Below are 22,676 nucleotides of genomic sequence, written 5' to 3'. Positions count from 1 at the left end.
GTCCGACAGCCTGTCTGGACGTGGGCTTTGGCTCCTAGAAGGCCGTCCCACGCAAAGGCGAACTCCGGTTCGCCTTTGTCGTGTCTGCATGTCTGAGGTTTCGATGTTTGATTTCGTCCGTAAACACAATCGCCTGTTTCAGCTGGTCTTGCTGATTCTCATCCTGCCCTCGTTCGCCTTGGTTGGTATCGAGGGCTACACCAGCCTCATGGATGGCGCCAATTCGGGCGTGGCCACGGTGGCGGGTCAGAAAATCACCCAAGCCGAGTGGGATGCCGCGCAGCGTGACCAGGCTGACCGTATGCGCCGCCAGATGCCCAATCTGGACGCCAAGCTGCTCGACTCGCCTGAAGTCAAGCGCGAAGCCCTGGACGGTCTGGTGCGTGAGCGTGTCTTGCAAGCAGCCGCCAAGGATGAGCATCTGTTCGTCAGCGATGAGCGTTTGCAGTCGCTGTTCATGAACGACCCTCAGTTCGCCTTCCTGCGCAACCCTGACGGCAGCTTGAACAAGAGCTTGCTGGCCGCTCAGGGCATGAGCTCGCAGATGTTTGTCGAACGCTTGCGTCAGGACTTGACCTTGCGCCAGGTGGCGTCAGGTCTGACGAGCTCCGGTCTGGCCTCGGAGGCCAATGCGGCCGTGGCCTTTGATGCCTTGTTGCAGCAGCGCGAGGTGCAGTTGCAGCGCTTCCAGGCCAAGGATTTCGCCGCAGCCATCGCCCCCAGCGATGCCGAGCTCGAAGCCTTCTACAAGGACAGCAAGAACGCTGCCCAGTTCCAGGTGGCTGAGAACGCTCAGATCCAGTACATGGTGCTCGACCTGGAGGCCTTGAAGGCCGGCGTCAGCTTCAGCGACGAAGACCTGCGCAAGTACTACAGCGAGAACCAGTCCCGTTACACGGTCTCGGAGGAGCGCCGTGCCAGCCACATCCTGATCAAGGCCGCTCAAGACGCCAAGGCCGACGAACGCGCCAAGGCTAAGGCCAAGGCGGAAGAGTTGCTGGCTCAGCTGCGCAAGAATCCGGCCCAGTTCGCCGAGCTGGCGCGCACGAACTCCCAGGATGAAGGCTCGGCCACCAATGGCGGTGATCTGGACTTCTTCGCCCGCGGCGCCATGGTCAAGCCTTTTGATGACGCTGCCTATGCGCTCAAGCAGGGCGAGATCAGCAATGTCGTCGAGTCCGAATTTGGTTACCACATCATTCAGCTGACCGGTGTGCGTGGCGGCGACAAGAAGAGCTTTGAGTCTGTGCGCGCCGAGATCGAAGCCGAGGTGCGCAAGCAACTGGCTCAGAAGCGCTATGTCGAAGTGGCTGAGCAATTCAGCAACGGCGTCTACGAGCAATCCGACAGCCTGCAGCCGGTGGCCGACAAGCTCAAGCTCTCTGTCTTGAACGCCACCGTGCAACGCAAGCCGGCACCTGGTGCCAGCGGCCCCTTGGCCTCGGCGAAATTGCTGGAGGCTGTGTTCTCGGATGATTCCCTGCGCAACAAGCGCAACACCGAAGCCGTCGAATCAGCACCGAACCAGATGGTTGCGGCTCGCGTGGTTCAGCACAACCCGGCCCATCTGTTGCCCTTGGCTCAGGTCAAGGACACGGTGCGCAGCCAGCTGGTTCGTCAACTGGCTGGCGCCCAGGCCGCCAAGGCTGGTGCGGCTCGCGTGGCTGAGCTGCAGAAGGCCGGCGCCTCTGAAGTTGGTGGCTTGGAAGCCGCTGTGGTGGTCTCGCGTGCCTTGCCGCGCGACCTGCCGCGCAAGGTGCTGGAGGGCATCCTTTCGGCCGATGCCAGCAAGCTGCCCGCCGTGGTCGGCATCGATGCAGGCGATGGCAGCTATGTGCTGGCTCGTATCAACAAGGTCCTGCCGCGTGACCCGGCCGTGGTGGATGCCAAGCGCGCCGCCGCTCAATATGCTCAAGCCTGGTCCGGTGTCGAGGCTCAGGCCTATCTCAATGCTTTGAAGACGCGCTACAAGGCCGTGATCAAGGCGCCGATGGCTGCCGCCTCGGCCAGCGCTCCGTAATAACTCGCTCTCTTCGGTTGCTCAAGCGAGCGGCCGAATGGAGGTGATGAACGAAGCTTTTGGGTGAAGCGCTGCCATCTTTTAAAAAGTGCTTGCGCTGCCTTAAAAAATCGTTCTATAATCTATGTCTCGACGGTGGTTGTAGCTCAGTTGGTAGAGTCCAGGATTGTGATTCCTGTTGTCGTGGGTTCGAGCCCCATCAGCCACCCCAAAATCGTGAAAAGCCCTCAAGCGAATGCTTGAGGGCTTTTTCCGTTTTGGAAACGAAAAAGCTGCTGAGCGCGAAATGTCGGAAGGCGAGCTACTCGTTTTTTGCCGACCCGGGTTCGCCATGACTCACACTGCGACTCCGGCCCGCATTGCGGGCGCGTCAGGAGTCCTCTACATGCCGACCAGCAATTGGTATTCGCGCTTTGCCAAGGCCACCGCCCATTTCTGTGGTCGCCCGCGGGTGTTCACGCTGGCCGTGGCGGTCATCCTGGTCTGGCTGCTCACCGGGCCGCTGTTTGGCTTCAGCGACACCTGGCAGCTGGTCATCAACACCGGCACCACCATCATCACCTTCCTGATGGTGTTCCTGATCCAGAACACGCAGAACCGGGATACCGAGGCGATCCAGGTCAAGCTCGACGAGCTGATCCGGGCCACCCGTGGCGCTCACAATGCACTGCTGGATCTGGAAGAGCTGGAGCAGGACCAGCTCGACGCGTTCCGGGGGCGCTACCAAGCGCTGGCCGCCGGTGCCCGCAGTGAGCTCACCCGCGGCGAGCAGGACACCGGCACGCCTGAGCCCTGAGCGGGGCCCGGCTGCGCGAGTCAGGTTTGCCGGCGCGCGGCCCAGCGGCGCAGCAGCCAGGCGGCGACGCCCAGCAGGATCAGGCCGGCCAGCAAGCGCCAGGCATCGCTGGCCTGGGCGCTTTCCAGGGCATGCATCAAGCGGTCCATGAAAAAGGCCAGAGCCAAGGTCGCCGGCAACATGCCCAGCAAGGTGCCGAGCATCATGTCTCTCAGGCGTATGTGGCTCGCACCCGCCACCATATTGACGATGGCGAAGGGCGCAATCGGCAGCCAGCGGATCAAGATCACGGCGACCAGGCCCCGCCGGGCCAAGGCCTGGCTCAGTTGTTGAAGGCGCGGGCCGGCCAGGGCTTGCAGGGCCGCATGACCCAGGCAATGGCCGATGCCATGGCTCAAGCCGGCTGCCGCAACCCCTGCAGCCAAGGTGCACAAGAGTCCGTTTGTCGGCCCCAGGGCGGCCAGGGCGAGTACGGTGAGCAGCATCAGCGGCACGGCCAACACCAGGGCGAGGGTCATCAAGGCAGCCATTGCCCAAGGCCCCATCCACTGGCCCAGGCGCTGCAGCTTTGGCAGCAGCTGCGCCGGATCGATTTCGCTGCGCCAGGGCGAATAGGCCCAGCCTAGGCTCAGGCCCAGCAGCAGCAACAGAAGCAGGGCCAGGCCGGCCGCACGCAGGCGCAGGCGCCGCGTGGCAGCGGCTTGCGTCGGTTCTTCCTTTTGCTTCATGCCTGAGTCCCTGTCTTCGCTCGCATGAAGCTGAGCAGCTCGTCAGCCAGGGTGTCGACGTGGCTCGAATCGAAGATGGAACCATGCGTACCAGCCACCTGGCGGCTGTGCAGTTCGGGCAGCAGCCGCCCCCAAGCCTGGAACAGCAGCTTGTGCCATTTGGCCAGACCGGCCGACTGCAGCAGCAAGACTCGTCCCGAAAATGCCTGGCAGCGATGGCCGCGCAGGGCCTGGACCTGAAGCACCAGGCCCGGGTCGCTGAACATGGCGCCGAGGCGTCGGCCATTGAGGCTCAGGTCCTGGACGTGGAGCTTGCGCACCAGCCAGCCCAGCGTTCGCCAGGGCGTGGTGCCGCCGAACACGGCTTCGGGGTGGATGGTGTCCAGCAGCAGCAAGCCGGCCGGCGCCTGGCCGCGTTGCTGCAGCTCCACAGCTGCCGCCAGGGCCGTGACACCTCCGACCGAGAAGCCGGCCAGCCAGGCCGTCGAGTCGCCCTCGGCGGCCATGGCATCGGCATACATCGCTGCCAAGGCGCCAATGCTCAGCGGCTCTTCCTGAAGCGGCGGCTGCAATATGAAGACGTCCACCTCGCCGGCCAGGGCCTGCGCCAGCTGCTGCAGCCGCAGCACATCGCCATGACCGGATGCGGCGACGAAGAGTCGCTGCGCGCCCGACTGCACATGGCTCAGCTTGTGCAACACGCCCGGCGGCACCAGGGGCCGACTCAAGGCCCGTGCCAATGCCGCGATGCTCGGGTGGTCTTGCATCAGTTGCAAGGGCAGGCGTTGACCGAGTTCGTCCTCCAGCGTGGCCAGTACGCCGAGTGCGGCCAGAGAGTCACCACCGAGCGCAAAGAAGTCGGCGTCCAGGTCGATGTAGCCGGTCCGGCCAGCCTGGCCATGTGCGATCTGAGCGGATCGGGCGGCCGCCGGCAGGGCTTCAGTCCAGAGTTCGAGCAGCCTGTGCTCCAAGGCATTGCTGGGCGCTCGTGGCGTGCCGCTGGTCGCAGGGGCCAGAGAGTCTGCAGACGACCCCAGCAGCGCGGGCAGCGGTAAACCGGCCAACTGCACCTTGCCTTGGGGCCCGAGCGGCAACTCGGCCAGCAGGCTGAAGGAGCTCGGGCGCATGACCTCGGGCAGACTCTGGCGCAAACCCGCCTGTAAGCGTGGCAGATCGCCTTCTGTCAGCCCAGTGCCGGCGAGCCAGGCATGCAGGCGCGGCGGCTGTGCCTCGGTGAGCAGTTGTACGGCCGCTTGTTGCACCAGGGGCAGGCGCAGGCAGGCGGCTTCGACATCGCCGAGTTCGATGCGCTGGCCGCGCAGCTTGACCTGGCGGTCCAGGCGGCCGTTGAAATGCAGCAGCCCGGCGGCGTCCAGCCAGCCGCGATCGCCGCTGCGGTACAGCCGAGCGGGGGGCTGCCCCGACGTGCTGGGAGCCCAGGGGTCGGGCACAAAGGCGCGCGCGTCCAGCTCGGGCCGCCCGAGGTAGCCGCGCGCCAGACCGCCGCCGCCGATATAGATCTCGCCGCTGCAGCCGAAGGGCAGGGGCTGCATGGTCTCGTCCAGCACATAGATGCGGACGTCGTCGATGGGGCGGCCCAAGGGGATTTCCGTGATGTCGGCCTGCCCCGCGTCTGGCCCGACTTCGGCAGGGGCCGGCGGGCAGGGCCAGGCGCTGGCAAAGATGCAGGCTTCGGTCGGGCCGTAGAAGTTGTAGAGCTGGGCGCTGCTCAAGGCCTGAAAGCGCCGCACCAGGGCCGGAGGCAGCAGCTCCCCGCCGCAGCAGGCGACCCGCAGACTAGGTGCCGGCAGGCCTTGTCGGCGCGCCAGCGCCCAGGCGTCCACCAAGCCGGCCAGGGTGCTGGGCACGAAGGCGCCGAAGCTGGCACCGTGCTTCTGGATCAGCTCGGCCAGGCGGCGCGGATGCACGCGGCCCGGCGGCGGCAGGGCGATGCTGGCGCCCTGGCTCAGCGGCAGCAGCAGCTCCACCAGGGCCGGGTCAAAGCCAAGTTGGGTGCCCTGGATGGCCCGGTCCTGCGGGCCGATGCCCCAACTCTTGGCCAGCCAGGCCAGGCGTCGTGTCAGGGCGCCGTGTTCCATCATCACGCCCTTGGGGCGGCCGCTGGAGCCCGAGGTGAAGAGCACATAGGCCAGGTCTTCGGCGCGTGCCTCGTCCGAGGCAGTTCGGTCGTTCGAGTCCGGGAATTCGGGCCAGGTCTGAGGCAAGCGCAGGCTGCGCTGCTGCAGGCCCGGCAGTTCGCTCAATACCGACGGGCCGCCGGCATCGAGCAAAAGGGCCACCGCGCCGCTGTCCAGCAACACCCCGGCCAACCGGGCCGGCGGCGCTTGCGGGTCCAAGGGCAGGAAGGCCGCGCCCGCCAGTCCGATGGCGACCAGGGCCACCACCATCTCGGCCGAGCGTTCCATGGCCAAGGCCACGACCCGGTCGCGCCCGGCACCGAGGCGGCGCAGCTGCCGGGCCAGCGCTTCGGCGCGCGCAAGGAGCTCCGCATAACTCAGGGTTGCGACGGTGTCGTGCTCATCCCAGACCAAGGCGCAGGTTTCGGGCTGCAGGCCGGCCTGATGGCGGAACTGGCTCAGCCAGGTTTGCGGCGCCTCAAGCTGGGCCAGGTCCTTGTGCAGGCCGTGCAGCAGGGCCCAGCGCTCTTCGGCCGGCAGCAGTTCGATCAGGTCCAGCGCCAGCTCGGGCTGCGCCGCCAGGCTCAGGCTGAGCTGCCACAGCCGTCGCGCCAGCAAGGCCGTTTCTTCCGCCTCGAAGCAGGCGCTGCTGGCCTCGAGCACCAGGGCGGGTGCGGCGCCGCCGTCGAATTCGCACAGCGTCATCGCCAGGGGGAAGCGGGCGCGGCCGCTGAACAGCTGGCGCGATTCCGTCAGTTGAGCCGCGCCAAACTGCAGGCGGTAGTCCTGGCGTTCAAAGGACAGCAGCAGCTCCAGCACCTCGCCCTGGCCGTTCAGATGCAGGCCCGGCAGTTCATGGGCCAGCTCGCTCAAGGGGTAGCGCGCATGCCGCAGGGCCGCTTGCATCTGCGTACCCGCCTGCTGCATCAGGCCACTGGCGGTGCCGGCCTGGTCCAGGTCGAGTAGCAGGCATTGCAGGCCGGTGAACATGCCCGGTGTCTGGCGAAAGCGTTGGCCGCTGCGGTTCAGGCTGGGCACGCCGATCAGCACTTTGCGCTGACCGCTGAGGCGCCCGAAGTACAGGGCCATGGCGGCCAGCAGGACATTGAAGCTGCTCAGCCCCTGGGCTTTGGCGGCTTGCTCCATGCGGGCATAGGCGCTGGCATCCAGGGGCAGATGGAAGAGCTGGGCTCTTGGCAACTCGCGTGCATCGATGCTTTGCGGCTGGGCGCGCCGCGCCACCAAAGGCTGGCGATCGCCCCGTGCCAGACCGGTGAGTTGTTGCCGCCAGAAAGCCGCGTCACGTTCGAACAAGGCCGATTGACGGTAGCGCTGTGAGTCCTCGATGAAGTCACGGTAGCGTGCGCCAGCACAGGCTTCTCTCGGCGTAGACGTGGCCCCGGGCTCCAGGCTTTGGTAGATCGTGCACCAGGCCTGCATCAGCTGGGTTGTGCCCCAGCCGTCCATCACGAGGTGGTGAAACTGGATGCTCAAGCCGTGCAGGGCATCGTGCGCGCGCAGCAGCAGGAAGCGCCAGGGCGGCCTGCCGTCGAGGGCGAAGGGCTCGCCCATGCGAGCGTTCCAGCAGCGTTCCATGGCCTGCTCGGCTTCGAGGTCTGAGGCGCAGTGCAAGTCGACCCGTTCCAACTGCGCGTCCCAGGCCGGCAGCAAGCGCTGGTGTCCGTGCAAATCAGGGGCCAGGCGCAGGGCATCGTGGGCGGCCACCAGCAGGCGCAAAGCCGCCTGCAGCCGGGCGACATCCAGCGGGCCGCGCAGCAGGGCTCCGCCACCGATATTGAGATGCGCGCTGCCGGGCCAGGCGCGTTGATCGAGCCAGACCTCGCGCTGGCTCAGCGACAGCGGCAGGTCCATGGCTGCGCTCTCAGCCGCAAGGCCCGACGCGACCGGATCGACGCTCAGGTCTTGGCCTTGAGATTCAACAGCTGCTTGCGATCCCATTGTTCGATGTGTTCCATCGCGTGGCGGTAGCCCAATTCGGCGATCTCGGCCCCTTGGGCGTAGGCCATCAGGGCGAATCTTGCCACGGGCGGTTCGAGGTAATGGTCGGCCTGCGCGCGCGCGCGCTGCCGCTGCCCCAGGCTGCCGATGTGGCCGGCGCTGTAGAGGATGTCGGCAATTCCCGGCGCGGCTGGAGCGCCCGGGCGCAGCCAGCGCTTGAGCACCTGCCAATTGCCCAGGCGCGCCAGGCCACTGTCGGCGCGCAGGCTGGCGCGCACATCGACATCGACGGCGATGATGCTGCCATTGCCGCGGCGTCGCTCCAGGGGCGTGCCCAGGCGCACGCGCATGGCCTGCACCGGCACGTTGTCGAGGATGGCGCCGTCCACCAACAGCGCGCCGCCCTGCAGCACGGGCGGGAACAGGCCGGCCGGCGAGTTGCTGGCCAGCACAGCGCGCCAAAGCGGGCCTTGGTCCAGGGTGCTGGTGTTGCCTTCGCTGAGATTGCAGGCGGCGGCGAAGAAGGGCAACCAGAGCTGTTCGATCAGGCGCTCGCCGAACATGCGGCGCAGGTCGCGCTCGACCCGCCGGCCGGCCACCAGGGACACCAGGGGCAAGGTCAGGCGCTCGCCGCCGGCGGCAAAGCGGCGCGTCTGGCTCAGGATCTGCTCCAGGCTGTGGCCGCAGGCGTATTGCGCGGCGATCAGTGCCCCCATGCTGTTGCCGCCGATCAGATCCACAGGCAGCTGGCTTTCTTGCAGCGCGCGCAACACGCCCAGATGGGCAAAGCCACGCGCGCCCCCGCCGCCCAACACCAGGCCCAGAGCGCTGCCGGTCAGGAAGCGGGCCAGGCGCTGGGTGTCGCCCAGGCGGGCCCGGCGCAGCGGGTAAATGCGCTCCAGGGTGCGCCCCATCAGCCACGGCGTTGGCAGCACCGGCTGAGCTTCATGGGCGTCGTGCAGCAAGACCAAATGCTGGCGCTTCAGTGCCGCGTTGCCATCGCCGGCCAACAGGGCCTGTTCAACCCGGCTGGGTGTGTTCGGGGCGTGGGCGCCACTGAGCAAGATCAGTTGATCGGCCTGGCGCAATGCGAAGCGCGTCCATGCCTCGGGTTCAGCACCCAAATCATCGGCATGGCAGGCCTGGTAGACGATGAAGTCAAAGCGGTCTTCCAGATGCGCCAGGGCCTCGCGCGGCAAGGCCTGGCCATTGAGCAGCAGCTGCGGCGCTCCGCTGGCAGGGGCCCGCACTTCGCGCAGGTGGCCGCTGCGGCCCTGCAGGCTCAGGCAGCGGCACAGGTCCTCAGCCAAGGCGGTACTGCAGCCGTCTTGATCCAGCTCCCGTTGCAGCGGCAGCAGTGCAAAGGTCTGGGCCATGCGCTGCGGCACCGGTACTTCGTGCTGGGGCCGCAGGCGTTCGTACACCGCTTGGACGAAGACCTGGCAGAGCTCGGTCGGGTGGCGCTGCAGCAGGCGCTGATAGGCCTGGCGGCTCAGCACCGCCAGACGCGAGTCGCGCACGGCGCTCAGGTCCTGGGCTCGCGCTTGCTGCAGGATCAGGCCCAACTCACCGATGCTCTGGCCGGGCTGAACTTGGTTGTAGAGCAAGCGCTGGCCGGTGGCGTCGCGCCGTGTCACGCGCAGACCGCCGCTGATGACGAAGATGATGGTGTCGGAGGCTTCGCCCTCGCGCAGCACGGTGGCACCGCCCTGGACCTGCTGCACCTCCATGGCCTCGGCCAGCTCATTCAAGATCCCGGCAGGCAAGCCACCGAACACCGGGCTGGCCTGCAACATGGCCAAGACCTTGGCCAAGCTGGCCTCGCGGTGGATGTGTTCGGGCAGGAACTCCATCGGGGCAGTCTAGCTGCCGCTCGCAGGCCCGTGCGGGCAGAAAGAACAAAGAAAAAGCCCGCGCGTCGGGTGACGCCGGGCTTTTGGCAACAGCGCCTGTGACGCTGTAGGAGTGCGAGTTTCTGACCGATCAGTTGCTCGTGCCCATGGCACCAGCCAGGGCTTGCACGGCTTCTTCCAGCTTGGCCTTGCCCAGAGCCTTGCACTGCTCGGGCGTGGCATTGGGGGCCGCGCCGAAGGTGGTGGCGCTCTTGGCCGGCTTGAACAGCAGCTCTTTGCCCTTGCGCGGCAGGACCACGGCGCGGGCGGTGATCACGCAGGTCTTTTGCGCCACATCGATGCCGCCTTCGACCTGGCTCAGGAAGCCCCAAGCCTTGGCCGGGAACAGCTTGACCGTGGCCGGCGTGATGCTCTTCAACCAGATGGCTTCGGCCGCAGCTTGATCCATCAGATTGGCAGTCGAATGGTCGACGATCACGTACTTGGCCGGGGCGGCAAATGCGGCGGCAGCGGCGCAAGGCAGGATCAGGGCGGCGATCAGCTGGTTCAGTTTCATGGGTTTCCTTCGAGACATGCTTGTTGTTGCTTTGGCGGCGCGCAGCAGCGACCTCACGCCGTGCGTGCGCAGGCTCGGCAGTGTGGGGGCAGAGTCTGGCTTTGAGCCTCAGGGTTTACGCGATGCATCGGTCGGAGTTGGTGAAGCGGGCCTTCGGTTTCAGGCGAGCAGGGTGCTGCTGATCCTGAAGGTCAGCCAGGCGGCCAAATAGGCCAGGCCGAAGAGGTAAGCCAGCATCAATGCGGGTGTTTTGTAGCCACCGGTCTCGCGCCGGGCTGCGGCCAAGGTGGCGATGCACTGCGGCGCAAAGACAAACCAGGCCAGCAGGGCCAGCGCCGTGGGCAGGCTCCAGCTCTGTGCGATCAGCGGACTCAAGGCCTCGGCCGCATCGGCGCCGCCGTTGGACAGGGCGTAGACCGTGCCCAGGGCGCTGATCACCACCTCGCGCGCCGCCATGCCCGGCACCAGGGCCAGGCAGATCTGCCAGTTGAAGCCCAGGGGCTCGAACAGCGGCGCCAGGCCGCGGCCCAGCATGCCAGCGAAGCTGTAGACGATGGCCGGCTCGGTCGCGCCTTCCGGCGCACCGGGGAAGCTGGCCAGCAGCCAGAGCAGCACGGTCAGCACCAGGATGATGCCGCCGACCCGGCGCACAAAGATCACGGCGCGCTGCCACAGGCCCAGGGCGATATTGCGCGGGTGCGGCCAGTGGTAGGCCGGCAGCTCCATCATCAGCGGCCGCACCTGGGCACCGCTGCGCGTGAAGCGCTTGAGCAGCCAGGCCACGCACAGGGCGCCGACGATGCCGGCCAGGTAGAGCCCGAACAGCACCAGGCCCTGCAGCTGCAAACCCCAGGCCAGCTGCCGCGCCGGGATGAAGGCGCCGATCAAGAGCGCATAGACCGGCAGCCGGGCCGAACAGGTCATCAGCGGCGCAATCAGGATGGTGACCCAGCGGTCGCGCGGGTTGGCAATGCTGCGCGTGGCCATGATGCCGGGGATGGCGCAGGCAAAGCTGGACAGCAAGGGGATGAAGCTGCGCCCCGAGAGGCCGACGCCGCCCATCAAGCGGTCCAGCAAAAAGGCGGCGCGCGGCAGGTAGCCGCTTTCTTCCAGGATCAGGATGAAGAAGAACAGGATCAGGATCTGCGGCAGGAAGACCAGCACGCCGCCGACGCCGGCGATCAGGCCGTCCACCAAGAGGCTGCGCAGCCAGCCTTCGGGCAGGGCGCCGCCGACCAGCTCGCCCAGTGCGGCCATGCCGTCCTTGATCAGATCCATGGGCCCGGTGGCCCAGGCAAACACCGCCTGGAAGAGCAGGAAGAGCACGGCCGCCAGGATCAGCGGGCCGGCCACCGGATGGAGCAACACACGGTCAAGGCGGTCGCTGGGCAGCTCGGGCAGGTCTTGATCCAGTTGCAGTCGCTGCAGGATCTGCTTGATGCGTTCGTGGTCGCCGTCTGCCGCGCTGTCCGGCAGGGCACCCGGCGCCCAGACCGCTTTGTCGTCCAGCAGGGCTTTCAGCTCGGCCACGCCTTCGCCCGCCGTGGCCACAGTGCGCAGCACCGGCACGCCCAGCTCGCGCGACAGCGCCTCGGTGTCGATGGCCAGGCCGCGCCGGGCGGCCAGGTCGGCCATATTGAGCAGCACCACGCAGGGCAGGCCCAAGCGTTGCACCGCCAGCACCAGGCGCAGGGTGCGGCGCAGATTGGTGGCGTCGAGCACGCAGACCACCAGGTCGGGGCGCTTCTCGCCGCGCGCACGGCCGGCCAGCACATCGCAGGTGACGCGCTCATCGGGCGAGCGCGGGTTCAGGCTGTAGGTGCCGGGCAGGTCGAGCAGGCGCAGCGCTCGGCCGGCGGCGCTGAGCAGGCGGCCCTCTTTACGCTCGACGGTGACGCCGGCGTAGTTGGCCACTTTTTGCTGGCTGCCGGTCAGGCGGTTGAAGAGGGCGGTCTTGCCGCAGTTCGGGTTGCCTACCAAGGCCAGCAGCGGCCCGCCCCGGTGCACATGGATGACTGCCTCAGCCATGCGTCGCCTCCGGGCCTTGCGGGGCCTGCACCTGGATGCAGGCCGCCTCGGCGCGGCGCAGGGCAAAGGTGGACTGGCCGATGCGCACGACCAGCGGGTCGCCGCCGGGCAGTCCGCGACTGAGGATCTTGACCGCCTCGCCCGGTAAGAAACCGATTTCGGCCAGCCAGTCGGCCCACTCGGGCGCGTGGGCCGGCGCTTGCACCGAGTGCACCTTCATGGCCTCGCCCAGGGCCAGTTCCGCGAGAGAGGTGGCGATCCAGGGGCTGGCTGCGGCGGCGTGGCTGCAAGGGGTCAGGGGAGCGCTCGCCGCGGCGGGCAGAGCGCTGGAGACGCTGAAGTCGGTCATGCGAGGCGTGCTGCGTCGTGAAGAGGGGATCGGAAGGCCGCATGCGGCTTGGGCTTAGGCTTCGGTGGCTTGAAAAGTCAGCGAGTGCAATCGAGAATTATTCTCATTCTAGGCTTGGCGCCGCGGGTCGGGTGTCGCTGCTTTTTGATGAGGCTCATGCTTTGTGCGTTTTCGCCGCGGCGGATTGGCCGGTGGCCCGCTTGAGGACCTGCCTTCGATGCTGGAAAACAGGGCACCCGAGTGGGTGGCCCTGCCTAGCGCCGCAGTTGCGCAAATGCATAAAATGGGGCGCGCAAACGTTTAGCGTTTTCCTTTATCAGCCGATACACTGAGTTTTCTTACAATCAGCGCCCGATGTCGACTACCGTCTGGCGTTCGTAAAAAGACTGGGGCAATCTGCCCGAAGCCCAACCGCGCTGCCGGCCGGCCTTTCAGGCCCTGGCAGCGTTCTTTCACCGACTTGCCTGCCCATTCCTGCTGCCATGATCGCCACACCGTCGTTTGTTCGTGCCGCCGTGACTCTTGCGCTGTCTGCCCTGTCCCTGTCGGCGCTGGCCCAGGCCGGGCAACCCGCCGTCATCTTTGACATGGGTGGCAAGTTCGACAAGAGCTTCAATGAATCGGCCTACCGCGGCGTCGAGCGCTGGAAGAAGGAAACCGGCAAGACTTATCTCGAATTCGAGATCAGCAACGACACCCAGCGTGTGCAGGCCATCCGCCGCATGGCCGAGCGTGGCGCCAGCCCCATCATCAGCATCGGCTTTGCCCAGGCCTCGGCCCTGCAGCAAGTGGCCAAGGACTTCCCCAAGACGCAGTTCGCCATCATCGACTCGGTGGTCAATGCGCCCAATGTGCAGTCGGTGGTGTTCAAGGAACATGAGGGCAGCTACCTGGTCGGCGCCATGGCCGCGCTCACCAGCAAGACCGGCAAGGTCAGCTTCGTTGGCGGCATGGACATCCCCCTGATCCGCAAATTCCAGTGCGGCTTCGAGCAGGGTGTGAAGGCCACCAACCCCAAGGCCGAAGTCTTCTCCAACATGACCGGCACCACCTCCAGCGCCTGGAACGACCCCACGCGCGGCGGTGAACTGGCCAAGTCTCAATTCGCCAAGGGCTCGGACATCGTCTTCGCCGCGGCGGGTGGTACCGGCTCGGGCGTCTACCAGGCGGCAAAGGACGCCGGCAAGCTGGCCATCGGTGTGGACAGCAACCAGAACCATCTGCAGCCCGGCACCATGCTGACTTCCATGGTCAAGAACGTGGACGTGGCCGTGTACAACGTGCTCAAGGGTTGGAAGGCCGGCGTCTCGGTGCTGGGCCTGAAGGAAGGCGGCGTCGAGTATGCGCTCGACCAGAACAACAGCAAGCTGATCAGCCCGGCGCTCAAGACCAAAGTGGAAGCCATCAAGGCCGACATCGTCGCCGGCAAGATCAAAGTGGCCGACTACATGGCCGATAACGCCTGCAAGTACTGAGCGCCTGCCCGGCGCGATCTTGCGCGACTTTCCGCGAAATTCAGCGACATCCATCCATGACGACCCAGAGCAAGGGCACCGTGCCCGCGGACGGTGCCCCGCCGGCCGTCGAGCTGCGTGACATCTCCAAGCGCTTCGGCGCCGTGCAGGCCAACCGTGAGGTCAGCCTGAGCGTGCGCGCCGGCACCGTGCACGGCCTGGTCGGCGAGAACGGCGCGGGCAAGAGCACGCTGATGGCCATCCTCTACGGCTATTACCAGGCCGACAGCGGCAGCATCGCCATCGCCGGCCGCCCGGTGCAGATCAAGGACTCGCAGCAGGCCATTGAGCTGGGCATCGGCATGGTCCACCAGCACTTCATGCTGGTCGACACCCTGAGCTGCCTGGATAATGTGATGCTGGGCGCCGAGCCGGCTTTCTTCCTGAATGCCGCCAAGCGCAAGGTGCGCAGCCAGTTGCAGGCCTTGATGAGCGAAACCGGCCTGCATGTGCATCTGGACGCTCTGGTCGGCGAGCTGCCGGTGGGCGAACTGCAGCGCCTGGAGATCCTCAAGGCCCTGTACCGCGGCGCCAAGATCCTGATCCTGGATGAGCCCACCGCGGTGCTGACCCCGCAGGAAACCCTGCAGCTCTTCGAGACCCTGCGCCGCCTGCGCGAGCGTGGCACCACCATCCTGCTGATCACCCACAAGCTCAAGGAAGTGATGGCGCTGTGCGATGCCGTCACCGTGATGCGTGCGGGTCAGGTCGTGCAGACCAAGTCGATCACTGATACCAGCCCAGAAGACCTGGCCCAGGCCATGGTGGGCCGCAAGGTGCATCTGGGCCGGCCCGAGCAGGCAGCCGCCCACGATGCCGCTGCGCCTCTGCGCCTGCGGGTGCAGGGCCTGAGCCTGACTGCAGGCCAGGCCGTGCCCTTGCTGCAAGACATCGGCCTGCAACTGCGCGCCGGCGAGATCGTCGGCGTGGCCGGCGTGTCGGGCAATGGCCAGACCGAGTTGCTGGAAGTGCTCAGCGGCATGCGTGCGCCGGAGGCTGGCCAGATGGAACTCGGTGGGCGTCGCTTCGACGCGGCTGCCGGCCAATGGCTGGAGCCGCGCAGTGCGCGCGAGTGCCGCCTGGCCCATGTGCCCGAAGACCGCCATGCCTGCGGCATGGTCATGAGCTTCCCGGCCTGGGAGACCGCGGTGCTGGGCTATCAAGACCTGCCCCTGTACCGCAGCGGCCCGCTGAATGCCGCCATGAACCACGAGCGCATGAAGTCCGAGGCCGCGGCCATGGCCGAGCGCTTTGATGTGCGCCCGCGCGACATGAACATCGGCTCCAGCAAGTTCTCGGGCGGCAACCAGCAAAAGCTGGTGCTGGCGCGCGAAATCGGCCAGGCGCCCACGGTGCTGCTGGTCGGCCAGCCGACGCGCGGCGTCGACATCGGCGCCATCGAATTCATCCACCAGCAGCTGCGCGCGCTGCGCGATGCCGGCTGTGCCGTGCTGGTCGTCAGCAGCGAGCTGGACGAGATCCTGGCCCTGTCCGACCGCGTCATCGTCATGAACGGCGGCCGCATCACCGGCGAGCTGGACATCGCCGAGTGCACCGAAACCCGCCTGGGCCTGCTGATGGCCGCCACCGCGAAAGAAGAAACGAACGCTGCGGCGTTGCAATAAGCATGAGTGCATCTTCATCTTCATCGAGCAGCGCCTTGCCGCGCTGGATCGACCTGGGCCTCTTGCCCTTGTGGAACCTGGCCGTGGCCCTGGGCGTGGCCGGCCTGGTGGTGCTCGCCATCGGCCAGAGCCCCATGCATGCGCTGAGCGTGCTGCTGCAGGGCTCGCTCGGCAGCCTGCGCGGCCTGGGCTACACCCTGTACTACACGACCACCTTCATCTTCACCGGCCTGGCTGTGGCCGTGGCCATCCACGGCGGCCTGTTCAATATCGGCGGGGAAGGGCAGGCCACGTTTGGCGGCCTGGGTGTGGGCCTGCTGGCCCTGGCGCTGGGCGCGCACCTGCCGGCCGTGGTGCTGCTGCCGCTGCTGGTGATCGCCGCGGCGGTGTTCGGCATGGTCTGGGCCTTGATCCCGGGTTGGTTGCAGGCCTGGCGCGGCAGCCACATCGTCATCACCACCATCATGTTCAACTTCCTGGCCGCCAGCCTGAACGTGTATCTGCTGGTCAACTGGCTGCGTCCGGCCGGCAGCATGGCGGTGGAGAGCGCGGACTTTGCCGAGTCGGCACGCATGCCGGCCCTGCATCAGCTGGCCGCGCTGTTCGGTGTCGAGATGCCGTCCTCGCCGCTGAACCTGAGCCTGTTGCTGGCCTTGTTGGCCTGCGTCTTCGTCTGGTGGTTTCTGTGGAAGAGCGCGGCCGGCTATGCCTTGCGCGCCGTCGGCAGCGCGCCGCGCGCCGCGCACTACGCCGGCATCCGCCCCAAGTACCAGGTGCTGGTGGCCATGGGCCTGGCCGGCGCGCTGGCCGGCCTGGTGGCCGTCAATGAGATTTCCGGCGTGCAGGGCAAGCTGACCCTGGACTTCGTCGCCGGTGCCGGCTTCACCGGCATCGCCGTGTCGCTGATGGGCCGCAACCACCCTGTCGGCATCGTCCTGGCCTCGCTGCTGTTTGGCGTGCTGTATCAGGGCGGCGTCGAGGTGTCTTTCGAGCTGCCTGGCTTCAGCCGCGAGATGGTGGTCACGGCCCAGGGCCTGATCGTGCTGTTCGCCGGCGCCATGGCGACGGTGAGCCTGCCGCTGTTCGTCAAGCTGCACGGCTGGCTGTCTGGAAAAAACAAGGCCGTTGCGAAGGAGCTGGCTCATGGATGAGATCCTGATCGGCTCGATGCTGGCCTCGACCCTGCGGGTCACCACGCCGCTGCTGCTCTGCGCCCTGGCGGGCTTGATCAGTGAGCGCTCAGGCGTGATCGACATCGGCCTGGAAGGCAAGATGTTGTTTGCGGCTTTTGCCGCTGCGGCGGCTGCCAGTGCCAGCCACTCGACCGGTATGGGCCTGGCAGCGGCCATCGCCGTGGCCTGTGCCATGTCGCTGATCCACGGCTTTGCCTGCGTCACCCACCGCGGCGACCAGGTGGTGTCGGGTGTGGCGCTCAATATGGTGGCGGCCGGCCTGACCGTGGTGCTAGGCATTGCCTGGTTCGCCCAGGGCGGCCAGACCCCGCCGATCACGGCCGATGTGCGCCTGACCGGCCTGATCGCCGGCTGGAGCGAGCCCGAGGCGGCTGTGGCAGCCTTGGGCCCCTGGTTCGGCGCCATCGTCGGCCACGGCCTGCTCAGCCACAACCTGCTGGTCTACCTGGCCTTCTTCCTGGTGGCCGGGGTCTGGTTCTTCCTCGAGCGCACCAAGCCGGGCCTGCGCCTGCGCGCGGTCGGCGAGAACCCGGCCATGGTGGACGCAGCCGGTGTGTCCGTGCCGCGGCTGCGTTATGCCGCGCTGATGCTCAACGGCCTGCTTTGCGGCCTGGCCGGCGCCTACCTGACCCTGGCGCAGAACGCCTCCTTCTCGCCGAATATGACGGCCGGCCGCGGCTACATCGCTCTGGCCGCCATGATCTTCGGCAAGTGGAAGCCCGTGCCCACGCTGGCCGCCTGCCTGCTCTTTGGCTTCCTCGACGCCCTGGCCATCCGCATGCAGGGCGCGGTGATCCCCGGTGTCGGCGAAGTGCCGGTGCAGCTGATCCAGGCCTTGCCCTATTTGCTGACCGTGATTTTGCTGGCCGGCTTCATCGGCCAGGCCCTGGCGCCCAAGGCGCTGGGTCGGCCCTACCTCAAAGAACGCTGAGCACACGCGTGAACGCTCTGAAGAACGCTCTCCCACCGGATCTCTTGCAGCGCCTGCTGGCCGCCTCGCTGGGCGCGCGCCAGCATTCGCACTCGCCGTACTCCGGCTATGCGGTGGGCGCCGCCGTGCTCGACGAGCAAGGTCGCATCCATGCCGGCTGCAATATCGAAAACGCCGCCTACCCGCAAGGCTGGTGCGCCGAGGCCTCGGCCCTGACTGCCATGATCATGGCCGGCGGTCGCCGCGTCGGCGCGGTGCTGGTCACCGGCCCCGGCCCAGACATCATCACGCCCTGCGGCGGCTGCCGCCAGAAGCTGCGCGAGTTCGCCGACCCGGAGCTGATCATCATCGCCGCCGATCCGGGCGGCATCCGCCAGCAGTGGACGCTGGAACAGCTGCTGCCTTTCAGTTTCGGCCCCGAGCATCTGAAGCTCTGAGCCATCGCAACAATTTCCAGGAGGAACCTCATCATGATCGACCACAAGACCCTCAATCCCGCCATCGCCCAGACCGCCGAAAAGCTCAAGACCCTGTTCGGCGCGGCCCCTGCCGTGGCCGTGGTGCTGGGTTCGGGCTGGGCCGGCGCGGTCAGCTTGGTGCAGAACGCCAAGCATCTGCCTTACACCGAGCTGCCGGCCTTCCCGCAGCCCAAGGTGGAAGGCCATGTCAACGAGATCGTGGTCGGCACCATCGGCGCGCAGACCGTGGTGATGCTGCGCGGCCGCGCCCACACCTACGAGAGCGGCGATTGCACCGGCATGGCCGGTGCCCTGCGCAGCCTCAAGGCCTGGGGTGTCAAGGTGCTGCTGCAGACCAATGCCTCGGGTTCCATCCGCAGCCACATGCCCGCCGGCAGCCTGATGCTGATCAGCGATCACATCAACGCACCGCAGCGCTCGCCCCTGGTCGGCGAGCCCGGCAGCGAGCGCTTTGTCGACATGAGCACCGCCTACGACCTGGAGCTCCGCCAGCATGCCAAGGGCGTGGCCGCGGCCCAGAACCTGGCGCTGGGCGAGGGCGTGTACTGCTGGGCCCTGGGCCCGCAGTTCGAGACTCCGGCCGAGATCCGCATGTTTGCCGCCTGGGGCGCTGATGCCGTGGGCATGAGCACCGTGCCGGAAACCATCCTGGCCCGCCACGCCGGCCTGCGCGTCATGGGCCTGGCCCTGATGACCAATATGGCCTCCGGCTTGTCCGATGAAGCCCTGACTCATGCCCTGACCCTGCAGCAGGCCCAGCAGTCCGGTGAGCGCGCGGCGCAGTTCCTGGGTGCCGTGGTGGCCGGCATGGCCGATCTGGCCTCGCTGAAAGACTGAGCGTTCTTCCATGGCTTCTTTGGAACTGAAAGAAAACGCAGCGCGCCTGGCGCTGCAATGCCTGGACTTGACCAGCCTCAACGACGCCGACACGGCCGAGGACATCGTCGCTTTGTGCCGGCGGGCTCAGACGCCTTTCGGCCCGGTGGCGGCCGTCTGCGTGTGGCCGCGTTTCGTGGCGCAAGCGCGCGCGGCCTTGCCGGCCGAGATCAAGGTGGCGGCCGTGGCCAACTTCCCGGACGGCGCCCTCGATCTGGCCCGAGCCCTGGCCGATGTGCAGACGATTGCCACGGCCGGCGGTGATGAAGTCGATGTGGTCCTGCCGTATCGCGCCCTGATGGCCGGCCAGCGCAGCGAGTGCGCCGAGTTCCTGGCCGAGGTGCGCCATGCCAGCCGGCCGCTGACGCTCAAGGTCATCATCGAGAGCGGTGAGCTCAAGACCCCTGAACTGATCGCGGATGCGGCCCGCCTGGCCTTGATGGCCGGCGCCGATTTCGTCAAGACCAGCACCGGCAAGACTGCGGTCTCGGCCACGCCGCTGGCTGCCCGCCACATGCTCAGCGAGATCGCCGGCAGCGGCCTGGTCTCGGCCGGCTTCAAGGCCTCGGGTGGCATCCGTACGGTGGCCGATGCCCAGGTTTACCTGGAGCTGGCGGCCGACAAGCTCGGCACCGCAGCGTTGAACCCACGCCGCTTGCGCTTCGGCGCCAGCGGCCTGCTGGGCGATATCGAAGCCGTGCTGTCCGGCACGGCCGCGCCCTTCAACACCGCCAGCTACTGAGCGCGGCGGCCGTGCGGGCCCAGGAGATCATTCGCGCCAAGCGCGATGGTGCGGCGCTGTCCGAAGCGCAGATCCAGAGCCTGGTGCGCGGCCTGGTCGATGGCGGCTGGAGCGAGGGCCAGATCGCGGCCCTGGCCATGGCCATCCTCTGGCGCGGCATGAGCCGGGCCGAGTGCGTGGCCTTGACCCGGGCCATGCGGGACTCGGGCCGCCAAATGCACTGGCGGGATTTGCCCGGCCCGGTGCTGGACAAACATTCCAGCGGCGGCGTGGGCGACAAGATCAGCCTGATGTTGGCGCCTCTGGTGGCGGCCTGTGGCGGCTTCGTGCCCATGATCTCGGGCCGTGGCCTCGGCCACACGGGCGGCACCCTGGACAAGCTGGAGGCCATCCCCGGCTTTTGCGCCACGCCCGAGGCCGCGCGCTTCGAGCGCATCGTGCGCGATGTCGGCTGCGCCATCATCGGCCAGACGGTCGACTTGGCCCCGGCCGATGGTCGCTTCTATGCCGTGCGCGACATCAGCGCCACGGTGGAGAGCGTGCCCCTGATCACCGCCAGCATCCTGTCCAAGAAGCTGGCCGCCGGCCTGCAGGGCCTGGTCATGGACGTGAAATGCGGCAACGGCGCCTTTGCCGACTCGCCCTGGATGGCCCAGGAGCTGGCCCACAGCATCGTCGGCGTGGCCGCCGGTGCCGGCCTGCCGACCCGGGCCCTGATCACCGACATGAACGAGGTGCTGGGCCAGAGCGTGGGCAACAGCCTCGAGTTGCTGGAGGCTATGAGCTATCTGCGTGGCGAGCTGCCTGAATCGCGCCTGCATGCCCTGACCCTGGCCCTGGCCGGCGAGATGCTGCAGCTGGGTGGCTTGGCGGCCAATGCTGTGGATGCGGAGGCCAAGCTGCAAGCGGCACTGGACAGCGGCGCCGCGGCCGAAAAATTCGCGCAGATGGTGGCGGCCCAGGGTGGGCCGGCCGATCTGCTGGAGCGGCCCGAGCAATACCTGGCTGCCGCGCCGGTGCAGCGCCCGGTCTGTGCGCCACGTGCGGGCCGTTTGAGCGCGATGCTGACGCGCGAGATCGGCCTGGCTGTGGTCGAGCTGGGGGGCGGACGACGCCAGGCGGGCGACCGCATCGATGTGCGTGTCGGCCTCTCGGCGGTCTTGCCACTGGGCACCGTGCTCGAGGCCGGCCAGCCTTTCGCCATGGTCCATGCGGCCGACGCTTCTTCAGCCGAGCGCGCCGCGGCGGCCGTGCTGGTGGCCTGCCGTTTCAGCGACCCTGAGGCGCCTTGGGGCCCCACAGACCTGATCCAGGCCCGTGTCGGCTAGACTTCACGCCCCGTGGATCCACCTGCATCCACCTGACCACTGCTGTACCCCTGACATGCCTGATATCGACGACGCCACGCCCGCTCCCGCCACGCCCGACAGCCCGGATGGCGGCTCGCCCCGCCGCGGCATCAAGAGCTTTGTGGTGCGCGCTGGCCGCATGGGCTCGGGCCAGGTCAAAGCCCTGGCCGAGCTGGGCCCCAAGTTCGTGCTGCCCTTCCAAGCGGGCCAGCGCCTGGACACCGCGGCTGTGTTCGGCCGAGAAGCACCGGTGGTGTTCGAGATCGGTTTCGGCATGGGCGACGCCACGGCCAAGATCGCCCAGACCTTGGCCGACCATGACTTCATCGGCTGCGAGGTGCATGAGCCCGGCGTCGGCGCGCTGCTCAAGCACATCGAGGAAAAGCAGCTCGGCAATGTCCGCATCTTCCAGCACGACGCCGTTGAGGTGCTGGAGCAGATGATCGCCCCGGCTTCGCTGGCCGGCGTGCACATCTACTTCCCCGACCCCTGGCACAAGAAGCGCCACAACAAGCGCCGACTGATCCAGCCCGAGTTCGTGGCCAAGCTGGTCCAGCACATCCGCCCCGGCGGCTATCTGCACTGCGCCACCGACTGGGAGCCCTATGCCCAGCAGATGCTGGAAGTCCTGGGCGCCGAAGCGCTGCTGGAAAACACGGCCGCCGGCTACGCGGAAAAGCCCAGCTATCGACCGCTGACCAAGTTCGAAAACCGCGGCCTCAAGCTGGGCCACGGGGTGTGGGATCTGGTGTTCCGCCGCCGCCCGCTGGTCTGAGCAGGCTGGCCCCGGCCAGCAGCACCAGGCCCAGGGCCAAGGGCAGGGTGGCGATGAAGCCGGCATGCTTGAAGCCCAAGGCGCCGATCAAGCCACCTACAAAAAAGGCCAGCACCAAGCTCAGGTGGATGCGCAGGCGTTGCCGGTTGGCCATCACGAGGGGTTGTTGCGCGCTCGCTGGCAAGCGGTTCCAGTAGAGCAGGCGCCCCAGTTCCAGGCCCAGATCGGTCAGCAGGCCGGTGACATGGGTGGTTCGGATCTCCGCGTGTGAGATCTTGGTGATCAGGGCGTTCTGCAAGCCCATCACAAAGCACAGCAGCACGGCGGTCAGCGAGACGCGCAGGATCTGGTGCGGCAGCAGCTGGCTGCCGATCAGGCCGAAGACCAGCAGCAGCGCCGCCTCCAGCAAGAGCGTGGGCACGTAGGCCCAACGCGGCCGATGGCGCAGGCCATAGTTCACCAGCAGCGCCGTGCAGGCCGCGCCCGCCACAAACGCCGCCACCGCCAGCAAGGCGCTGAAGGCCAGGCCGAACTGGCCGAGAGCGATGTGGTCGGTGCTGGCCGAGACCAGGCCGGTCATGTGCGAGGTGTACTGGCCCACGGCCAGAAAGCCGCCGGCATTGAGCGCACCGGCCACAAAGGCCAGCGCCGCGCCCAGGTGCAGATTGCTGCGCGCGCTGCGTTCCGGCGCGGTCAGCTGAGCGAGATAGTCCACGGGCATAGGCCTGAGCATAAGGGCTGGCAGGCCGAAGCCTGCGGCACAGC

At 67.3% G+C, this 22,676-nt stretch carries 18 protein-coding genes and 1 tRNA gene; 12 read left to right on the top strand and 7 right to left on the bottom strand.

What is annotated here, in order from left to right:
* Nucleotides 1-103: 103 nt before the first annotated feature.
* The 3 genes from ACQY39_RS17500 (at nt 104) to ACQY39_RS17490 (ending at nt 2,816) form a co-directional block, all read left to right on the top strand.
* The gene (locus ACQY39_RS17500) at nt 104-2,020 is read left to right on the top strand and encodes a SurA N-terminal domain-containing protein (protein ID WP_428508369.1); all 1,917 of its coding nucleotides are present in this window, start codon (nt 104-106) and stop codon (nt 2,018-2,020) included.
* A gap of 135 nt (nt 2,021-2,155) precedes the next feature.
* Nucleotides 2,156-2,231 (top strand) — tRNA-His (locus ACQY39_RS17495).
* A gap of 174 nt (nt 2,232-2,405) precedes the next feature.
* Entirely contained in the window at nt 2,406-2,816 is a 411-nt protein-coding gene (locus tag ACQY39_RS17490) for a low affinity iron permease family protein (RefSeq protein WP_428508367.1), read from the top strand.
* 20 nt (nt 2,817-2,836) lie between these two features.
* On the opposite strand, the gene ACQY39_RS17485 is transcribed toward ACQY39_RS17490, so the two are convergent.
* The 6 genes from ACQY39_RS17485 to ACQY39_RS17460 form a co-directional block, all read right to left on the bottom strand.
* Nucleotides 2,837-3,544 carry a TVP38/TMEM64 family protein gene (locus tag ACQY39_RS17485; protein WP_428508365.1) on the bottom strand — a complete coding sequence of 236 codons (708 nt, stop codon included), beginning with the start codon at nt 3,542-3,544 and terminating at the stop codon, nt 2,837-2,839.
* Nucleotides 3,541-7,554, bottom strand: a complete 4,014-nt coding sequence (locus tag ACQY39_RS17480) for a non-ribosomal peptide synthetase (RefSeq protein WP_428508363.1) — start codon at nt 7,552-7,554, stop codon at nt 3,541-3,543. The genes ACQY39_RS17485 and ACQY39_RS17480 overlap by 4 nt, the downstream gene beginning before the upstream one ends.
* A gap of 44 nt (nt 7,555-7,598) precedes the next feature.
* The gene (locus tag ACQY39_RS17475) at nt 7,599-9,494 is read right to left on the bottom strand and encodes a patatin-like phospholipase family protein (protein WP_428508361.1); all 1,896 of its coding nucleotides are present in this window, start codon (nt 9,492-9,494) and stop codon (nt 7,599-7,601) included.
* Nucleotides 9,495-9,624: 130 nt separating this feature from the next.
* Nucleotides 9,625-10,050 (bottom strand): hypothetical protein, encoded by a 426-nt coding sequence (locus tag ACQY39_RS17470; protein WP_428508359.1) that lies wholly within the window; start codon nt 10,048-10,050, stop codon nt 9,625-9,627.
* Nucleotides 10,051-10,209: 159 nt separating this feature from the next.
* Nucleotides 10,210-12,078, bottom strand: a complete 1,869-nt coding sequence (gene feoB, locus ACQY39_RS17465; protein ID WP_428508357.1) for a ferrous iron transporter B — start codon at nt 12,076-12,078, stop codon at nt 10,210-10,212.
* Nucleotides 12,071-12,427, bottom strand: a complete 357-nt coding sequence (locus tag ACQY39_RS17460) for a FeoA family protein (RefSeq protein WP_428508355.1) — start codon at nt 12,425-12,427, stop codon at nt 12,071-12,073. The genes feoB and ACQY39_RS17460 overlap by 8 nt, the downstream gene beginning before the upstream one ends.
* 482 nt (nt 12,428-12,909) lie before the next feature.
* On the opposite strand from ACQY39_RS17460, the gene ACQY39_RS17455 reads away from it, so the two are divergent.
* Genes ACQY39_RS17455 through trmB form a run of 9 tightly spaced genes read left to right on the top strand, consistent with a single transcriptional unit; the run spans nt 12,910 to nt 21,911 of the window.
* Nucleotides 12,910-13,902 carry a BMP family lipoprotein gene (locus ACQY39_RS17455; protein ID WP_428508353.1) on the top strand — a complete coding sequence of 331 codons (993 nt, stop codon included), beginning with the start codon at nt 12,910-12,912 and terminating at the stop codon, nt 13,900-13,902.
* 56 nt (nt 13,903-13,958) lie between these two features.
* Nucleotides 13,959-15,566, top strand: coding sequence for an ABC transporter ATP-binding protein (locus tag ACQY39_RS17450; protein ID WP_428508351.1), 1,608 nt, complete (start codon nt 13,959-13,961; stop codon nt 15,564-15,566).
* A gap of 2 nt (nt 15,567-15,568) precedes the next feature.
* The gene (locus ACQY39_RS17445; protein ID WP_428508349.1) at nt 15,569-16,717 is read left to right on the top strand and encodes an ABC transporter permease; all 1,149 of its coding nucleotides are present in this window, start codon (nt 15,569-15,571) and stop codon (nt 16,715-16,717) included.
* Nucleotides 16,710-17,690, top strand: coding sequence for an ABC transporter permease (locus ACQY39_RS17440; RefSeq protein ID WP_428508347.1), 981 nt, complete (start codon nt 16,710-16,712; stop codon nt 17,688-17,690). Before ACQY39_RS17445 ends, ACQY39_RS17440 begins: the two co-directional genes overlap by 8 nt.
* Nucleotides 17,691-17,698: 8 nt before the next feature.
* Nucleotides 17,699-18,127: a cytidine deaminase gene (gene cdd, locus ACQY39_RS17435; RefSeq protein WP_428508345.1), complete on the top strand. Its 429-nt coding sequence runs from the start codon at nt 17,699-17,701 to the stop codon at nt 18,125-18,127.
* A gap of 33 nt (nt 18,128-18,160) precedes the next feature.
* On the top strand, nt 18,161-19,006 hold the full coding sequence (locus ACQY39_RS17430; protein WP_428508343.1) for a purine-nucleoside phosphorylase: 846 nt from the start codon (nt 18,161-18,163) through the stop codon (nt 19,004-19,006).
* Nucleotides 19,007-19,016: 10 nt separating this feature from the next.
* Nucleotides 19,017-19,787 (top strand): deoxyribose-phosphate aldolase, encoded by a 771-nt coding sequence (deoC, locus tag ACQY39_RS17425; protein WP_428508341.1) that lies wholly within the window; start codon nt 19,017-19,019, stop codon nt 19,785-19,787.
* Between the two features lie 11 nt (nt 19,788-19,798).
* The gene (deoA, locus tag ACQY39_RS17420; RefSeq protein ID WP_428508339.1) at nt 19,799-21,115 is read left to right on the top strand and encodes a thymidine phosphorylase; all 1,317 of its coding nucleotides are present in this window, start codon (nt 19,799-19,801) and stop codon (nt 21,113-21,115) included.
* 55 nt (nt 21,116-21,170) lie between these two features.
* Nucleotides 21,171-21,911 (top strand): tRNA (guanosine(46)-N7)-methyltransferase TrmB, encoded by a 741-nt coding sequence (trmB, locus tag ACQY39_RS17415; RefSeq protein ID WP_428508337.1) that lies wholly within the window; start codon nt 21,171-21,173, stop codon nt 21,909-21,911.
* On the opposite strand, the gene ACQY39_RS17410 is transcribed toward trmB, so the two are convergent.
* Nucleotides 21,856-22,632, bottom strand: coding sequence for a YoaK family protein (locus tag ACQY39_RS17410; protein WP_428508335.1), 777 nt, complete (start codon nt 22,630-22,632; stop codon nt 21,856-21,858). The genes trmB and ACQY39_RS17410 overlap by 56 nt on opposite strands.
* Nucleotides 22,633-22,676: the final 44 nt, after the last annotated feature.

The organism is Roseateles sp., from assembly GCF_965262435.1.
Classification (GTDB): Bacteria; Pseudomonadota; Gammaproteobacteria; order Burkholderiales; family Burkholderiaceae_C; genus Paucibacter_A.
This window is presented reverse-complemented; position numbering and strand designations above follow the sequence as displayed.

Coding starts and splice junctions, on each gene's coding strand:
- ACQY39_RS17500 (WP_428508369.1), top strand. CDS start 104: ATGTTTGATTTCGTCCGTAAACACAATCGCCTGTTTCAGCTGGTCTTG.
- ACQY39_RS17490 (WP_428508367.1), top strand. CDS start 2,406: ATGCCGACCAGCAATTGGTATTCGCGCTTTGCCAAGGCCACCGCCCAT.
- ACQY39_RS17485 (WP_428508365.1), bottom strand. CDS start 3,544: ATGAAGCAAAAGGAAGAACCGACGCAAGCCGCTGCCACGCGGCGCCTG.
- ACQY39_RS17480 (WP_428508363.1), bottom strand. CDS start 7,554: ATGGACCTGCCGCTGTCGCTGAGCCAGCGCGAGGTCTGGCTCGATCAA.
- ACQY39_RS17475 (WP_428508361.1), bottom strand. CDS start 9,494: ATGGAGTTCCTGCCCGAACACATCCACCGCGAGGCCAGCTTGGCCAAG.
- ACQY39_RS17470 (WP_428508359.1), bottom strand. CDS start 10,050: ATGAAACTGAACCAGCTGATCGCCGCCCTGATCCTGCCTTGCGCCGCT.
- feoB (WP_428508357.1), bottom strand. CDS start 12,078: ATGGCTGAGGCAGTCATCCATGTGCACCGGGGCGGGCCGCTGCTGGCC.
- ACQY39_RS17460 (WP_428508355.1), bottom strand. CDS start 12,427: ATGACCGACTTCAGCGTCTCCAGCGCTCTGCCCGCCGCGGCGAGCGCT.
- ACQY39_RS17455 (WP_428508353.1), top strand. CDS start 12,910: ATGATCGCCACACCGTCGTTTGTTCGTGCCGCCGTGACTCTTGCGCTG.
- ACQY39_RS17450 (WP_428508351.1), top strand. CDS start 13,959: ATGACGACCCAGAGCAAGGGCACCGTGCCCGCGGACGGTGCCCCGCCG.
- ACQY39_RS17445 (WP_428508349.1), top strand. CDS start 15,569: ATGAGTGCATCTTCATCTTCATCGAGCAGCGCCTTGCCGCGCTGGATC.
- ACQY39_RS17440 (WP_428508347.1), top strand. CDS start 16,710: ATGGATGAGATCCTGATCGGCTCGATGCTGGCCTCGACCCTGCGGGTC.
- ACQY39_RS17430 (WP_428508343.1), top strand. CDS start 18,161: ATGATCGACCACAAGACCCTCAATCCCGCCATCGCCCAGACCGCCGAA.
- deoC (WP_428508341.1), top strand. CDS start 19,017: ATGGCTTCTTTGGAACTGAAAGAAAACGCAGCGCGCCTGGCGCTGCAA.
- trmB (WP_428508337.1), top strand. CDS start 21,171: ATGCCTGATATCGACGACGCCACGCCCGCTCCCGCCACGCCCGACAGC.
- ACQY39_RS17410 (WP_428508335.1), bottom strand. CDS start 22,632: ATGCCCGTGGACTATCTCGCTCAGCTGACCGCGCCGGAACGCAGCGCG.